Origin of the sequence: Bacillus sp. SM2101 (assembly GCF_018588585.1) — a bacterium.
GTDB classification, from domain to species: Bacteria; Bacillota; Bacilli; order Bacillales; family SM2101; genus Nanhaiella; species Nanhaiella sioensis.
Genome location: NZ_JAEUFG010000063.1, coordinates 1 through 5249 on the forward strand (window position 1 = coordinate 1; position 5249 = coordinate 5249).

Below are 5249 nucleotides of genomic sequence, written 5' to 3' on the forward strand. Positions count from 1 at the left end.
TTGTGTTTCTCCATTATACAAAAATGTACCCTATAGGGAGACTTTTTTAAAGTGTCTACTCTATAGGGTACATTTTAAGTTGTATGAGTGTTTATTTCCAATAATAAAGACAATCAATGCGAAAACAGCGTTACACAATGAGCCTATTTATAATAAAAACCATAATCTGTCCTAAATAGAATATCCTATATAGGGTAGATTATGGTAGCTAATTACCTTGTTAAATTGTAGAGGCTCTTTTCGTAAACTTTGTTGTTATTGTTACTAATAATGTCAGAATGCTGAGTTTTATGAGAACTCAATAATTGTAAAAATAGAAAAGATGCCACGAAGGCGACAGTTTACGTGTTTATAACTCAAAACGAAAAGCAACATTAATGCGAAGATAAACTATAGTTTGGCTCTTTTCGTAAACTTTGTTGCTATTGTTACAAATAATGTCAGAATGCTGAGTTTTATGAGAACTCAATAATTATTCTTAGTACGAGAAACAACAATCAATGTGAAAACAGCCATTGTAGAAAATACAACATATGTTATTAGCTCTGTCTAATTAGAAAGTTGTTTCCCTTTTTTGACTTACTTAACAGACATCATTGTATGTTAGAGGCGATGGTACGTGCAATTTGTTGTAAATCCTCTTGACTATATTCATTTCCATGTGGCTTCCATGCTGCCCCAAAGCCGTCACCTTTTCCATAGCGAGGGATAATATGCATGTGGTAATGAAATACTGTTTGTCCTGCAATTTCACCGTTGTTGTTAAGCAGATTTAATCCGAGAGGTTGAAATTGTTCTTTAATCGAATTAGCTATCTTTGGGACTACTTCAAATATGTTTCTAGCAATGTCAGGTGTTAAATCAAAAATATTTTCTTTATGTACTTTCGGAATAACTAGTGTATGCCCTTTTGTGACTTGGCTAATATCAAGTATTGCTATAACGTGTTCATTCTCAAAAACTTTTGCGCTAGGAATTTCACCATTAATTATTTTGCAAAAAATGCAATCAGACATGTTCTTACCCCTCCATTAATTTGTTGATCAGAGACAAGCAAGCGTATTTGTGGGTTAGCTGCACCCTAGAAGTCACTTTACCATTTCATAAAAGGTAAAAAGCACTTTCATATGCACATTGAAGATGGTCAAGTCGCTTGCACATTTCTTTATATTTTACCATATATTTGTTTGGAAATAGAAACAGGATACAACCTTTTAGGTTGCATCCTGAATTGAAGATGAGGGATATTGTGTTTTGCTTTGAATACGTTGTGAAAAAGCTAATGTGTCTTTCGTAAACACCTCATTTGTTTTATGAATGATGTGTTTAAAAGTGAGAATGATTGTTCAAGATGAGCATTCTAAGTGATTACACCCTACATTGAAGTAAGGGATCTTTAATTAGATGCAAAGACTAAATTGCCTTCTGTAAACACCTCATTATGAATGTAGTCTTTGAACGTCGTTAACTCACTTCGTTCAAGATGACCATCCCCTCTTTGACAAACGTCATTAAAAGCAACTAATAGGTCCAGTGTCTAACATAGAAAGTTGTCTTTCACAGACACCTCATTCCTTTAGATTGAATCACCACTAGAAAAGCGGGAGTTCAATTTCTTAGCTAACACCTTTCCCTCTCTTCAAAATTTAGAATACCCAATGCTTAAAACAATATACACAAAAAATAATTTTTTATTTACTAGTAAAAAATGGATGAAAATGTATTTAAAGATGTTTTTAAAAGGGAGCACCTTCACTCCAGTGCTTGTGGGGAATGATCAAGGCACTTCCGTTTTTATTATTTTCTAGCTCCAGCGCCTATTCCCTCGAGGTCACTTCGCCAAATCCCCTGAAGGCAAATAGCGCCTTCACGTGATTTCACTCCAGTGCTTGTCGGGAATGTTCAAGGCACTTCCGCTTTTATTATTTTCTAGCTCCAGTGCCTATTCCCTCGAGGTCACTTCGTCAAATCCCCTGAAGGCAAATAGCGCCTTCACGTGATTTCACTCCAGTGCTTGTCGGGAATGTTCAAGGCACTTCCGCTTTTATTATTTTCTAGCTCCAGTGCCTATTCCCTCGAGGTCACTTCGTCAAATCCCCTGAAGGCAAATAGCGCCTTCACGTGATTTCACTCCAGTGCTTGTCGGGAATGTTCAAGGCACTTCCGCTTTTATTATTTTCTAGCTCCAGTGCCTATTCCCTCGAGGTCACTTCGTCAAATCCCCTGAAGGCAAATAGCGCCTTCACGTGATTTCACTCCAGTGCTTGTCGGGAATGTTCAAGGCACTTCCGCTTTTATTATTGTTTCTTTTTCTTTTTGTTTGGTAAAATATACTTAAGTATAGTTAATTTTATAAACTTAAGGAGATGTACAATGGCATTACTTGAATTGAACGGTGTGACAGGCGGATATACGAAAAGACCTGTCATTAATGATGTATCTTTTGAGGTAAATAGTAATGAAATAGTTGGGTTAATCGGTTTAAATGGTGCTGGGAAAAGTACTACGATTAAACATATCATTGGGTTAATGGATGTGAGAAACGGAACAATTAAAATAAATGGAAAGACCATGATAGAAGACTCTGAAGAATATCGGGCGCAATATAGCTTCATTCCCGAAATGCCTATTTTATATGAAGAACTCACGTTAAGAGAACATCTAGAATTAACTGCGATGGCTTATGGTCTCACAAAGGAAACTTTTGAAGAGAGGCTAGTACCATTGCTAAAAGAATTTAGAATGGAAAAGAAGTTGAAGTGGTTTCCTGCACATTTTTCAAAAGGAATGAAGCAAAAGGTAATGATTATGTGTGCGTTTTTAGTTGAGCCGTCGCTCTATATTATTGATGAACCTTTTGTCGGATTAGATCCATTGGGCATCCAGTCACTATTAGAGTTAATGAATACGATGAAAGAAAATGGCGCAGGTATTTTAATGTCAACCCATATTTTAGCAACTGCTGAACGATACTGTGATTCATTTGTTATTTTACATAATGGTAAAGTACGAGCGAAAGGGACCTTGAATGAGTTGCGGAAAGAATTTCAAGCTCCAGAAGCTACACTTGATGATCTTTATATCCAATTGACAAAGGAAGCAGAGTCAGATGAATGAGGCAAAAAAGATTTGGAATCAGCGATTTGCACAACATAGAAAAGAAACGGGCAGATACCTCCGTTATATATTTAATCAACATTTAGCATTTGTTTTAATTTTTAGCATTGGGGCAGGTGCTTATTATTACCAGCAGTGGCTTGAGACACTATCACCCCATTTTCCGTATGCGATAGTCATGTCAATTATATTAGCTGTAGTAATCACGAAAAGCCCAATACAAACTTTTTTAAAGCAAGCAGACATTGTATTCTTATTACCAATGGAAACAAAGATGTCGACATATTTTTATCGGTCATTTTTGTACAGCTTTACCTTACAAAGCTACATTGTTATTTTGGTCGTAGCAGGTCTTGCACCTCTATATTTAACGATGTCTGGAAGAGGAGCGACAAGCCTCCTTTTATTACTAGTGCTATTGTTAATATTAAAGGTTTGGAATATGTTAATAGAGTGGGCAGTACAATATTTTGTTGAAAAAGAAGTTCACATTGTTGATTTTATCATTCGTTTTCTCATTTCTTTTTCCTTTGTCTATTTTGTCATTATTAAAGCCAACTACCTTTATCCTGTTTTAATCATTGTTATTATGTTTGGCCTTTACTTTTATTTTAGAAAGCTAACATCTTCTAAACGATTGAAATGGGATCACTTAATTGAACTAGAATCGAAAAGGATGATGACGTTTTACCGCATTGCTAATTTGTTCACAGACGTTCCTCAATTGAAAATACAAGTTAAGAGACGAAAGTGGCTAGATTGGACATTGAAGAGGTTACCTTTTTCACAAGATGCTACTTTTACTCACTTATTCGCGAGGGCTTTTTTACGATCAAGTGATTATTTTGGTTTATTTATCCGATTACTTATTATAGGGATTCTTTTACTTGTAATGTTGCCTTTAAGCTATGGAATGCTCGTCATTGTTGTTTTATTTTTATATCTTACCGGTTTTCAACTTATGACCTTATGGCGACATTTTTCAATGAAAATTTGGCTTGGCTTGTATCCGATTCAAAAAGCGGTGAGGGAAAAAGCATTCTTACAACTGCTACATATATTGTTAATTATACAAGCTAGTATATTTGCTATCGTCATACTATTTATAGGTAAAGTATTTATTGCATTTTTAGCTTTCGTTTGTGGGATAGTTTTTAGTTATGTGTTTATAAATCTTTATGTTAAAAGTAGGCTGAAAAAGTTATAAATACGTCTAGGTTCAGAGGAGTATGATGAATGAACACATATGAGCGTAAAGTGTTAAATGAGCTAATTCAATGGCGTAAAAAAATGTTACAGCGACCACCAATTTTCACTAGGGTGACAAAAAAAGCCCAGTACAAAGTAAATCAAATGATCCCTGAGCAAGCTCATGAAATGATTACAGAAAGTATAAAAAAACTTGTCAAAGGAACGCTTGTTGGTTCAGATTTTACAACGAAAGGTCATGAGGTGTCTCATCTTACGTTACAAGAAAAAGATTTGTTAATTAAAGAAAAAATTAAGTCCTATAAACGTACAGCAGCAGTTGAAGGGGCTGGAACCGGCATGGGAGGGATATTGCTAGGTCTTGCTGATTTCCCTTTATTACTGTCTATTAAAATGAAGTTATTGTTTGAAATTGCTACATTATATGGGTATGATGTAAAAAAATATGAAGAGCGTTTATTTTTGTTATATTTATTTCAATTAGCGTTCTCAAGTGATAAGCATAGAAAAGAAACATTTATGATTATTGCGAACTGGAATGAGAAAAAAAATGAACTCATTGAATTGGATTGGAGAAAATTTCAGCAAGAATATCGAGACCATATTGATTTAATAAAAATGATGCAAATTGTCCCTGGAGTTGGAGCGGTCGTTGGGGCTTTTGCTAACTTTCAACTTCTTAACCAGCTAGGTGAAACTGCGATGAACGGATTTCGTTTACGTATACTAAATATTAATTGAATTTAGTAGTAAAAAAAAAGATAAAACCAGGTGGCATCTATAAAGTGTACCCTTTGTAAAGGACATTTTAAAAAAAGCCTAGGCTACATTAAGAAGGTGATCTCTGTATTGAACAGGGGTCATCTTCTTTAAATTCCATTGATATCTGTATTTATTGTAATAAATCATATATTGCTTAATTT

At 34.8% G+C, this 5249-nt stretch carries 5 protein-coding genes; 3 read left to right on the forward strand and 2 right to left on the reverse strand.

The features are described 5' to 3' along the window. Positions 1-593: 593 nt before the first annotated feature. A complete protein-coding gene (locus tag JM172_RS23850; RefSeq protein ID WP_214484881.1) occupies positions 594-1016 on the reverse strand; it encodes an HIT family protein in 423 nt (140 codons plus the stop codon). A gap of 1357 nt (positions 1017-2373) precedes the next feature. Between JM172_RS23850 and JM172_RS23855 the strand changes: the two genes are divergently transcribed. The 3 genes from JM172_RS23855 to JM172_RS23865 are packed head-to-tail and all read left to right on the forward strand — an operon-like array spanning position 2374 to position 5067. After that, positions 2374-3117 carry an ABC transporter ATP-binding protein gene (locus tag JM172_RS23855; RefSeq protein ID WP_214484882.1) on the forward strand — a complete coding sequence of 248 codons (744 nt, stop codon included), beginning with the start codon at positions 2374-2376 and terminating at the stop codon, positions 3115-3117. Continuing rightward, positions 3110-4324, forward strand: coding sequence for an ABC transporter permease (locus tag JM172_RS23860; protein ID WP_214484883.1), 1215 nt, complete (start codon positions 3110-3112; stop codon positions 4322-4324). Before JM172_RS23855 ends, JM172_RS23860 begins: the two co-directional genes overlap by 8 nt. Positions 4325-4353: 29 nt before the next feature. After that, entirely contained in the window at positions 4354-5067 is a 714-nt protein-coding gene (locus tag JM172_RS23865; RefSeq protein WP_214484884.1) for an EcsC family protein, read from the forward strand. A 78-nt stretch (positions 5068-5145) separates the two neighbouring features. Here the strand turns inward: JM172_RS23865 and JM172_RS23870 are convergent. Next, positions 5146-5249, reverse strand: a 104-nt coding sequence (locus tag JM172_RS23870; RefSeq protein WP_214483464.1) for an IS3 family transposase, incomplete at its 5' end; no start/stop codon positions are given.

Bases quoted from the DNA above. Each gene is read 5' to 3' on its own strand.
- JM172_RS23850 (WP_214484881.1), bottom strand. From the start codon at position 1,016: ATGTCTGATTGCATTTTTTGCAAAATAATTAATGGTGAAATTCCTAGC.
- JM172_RS23855 (WP_214484882.1), top strand. From the start codon at position 2,374: ATGGCATTACTTGAATTGAACGGTGTGACAGGCGGATATACGAAAAGA.
- JM172_RS23860 (WP_214484883.1), top strand. From the start codon at position 3,110: ATGAATGAGGCAAAAAAGATTTGGAATCAGCGATTTGCACAACATAGA.
- JM172_RS23865 (WP_214484884.1), top strand. From the start codon at position 4,354: ATGAACACATATGAGCGTAAAGTGTTAAATGAGCTAATTCAATGGCGT.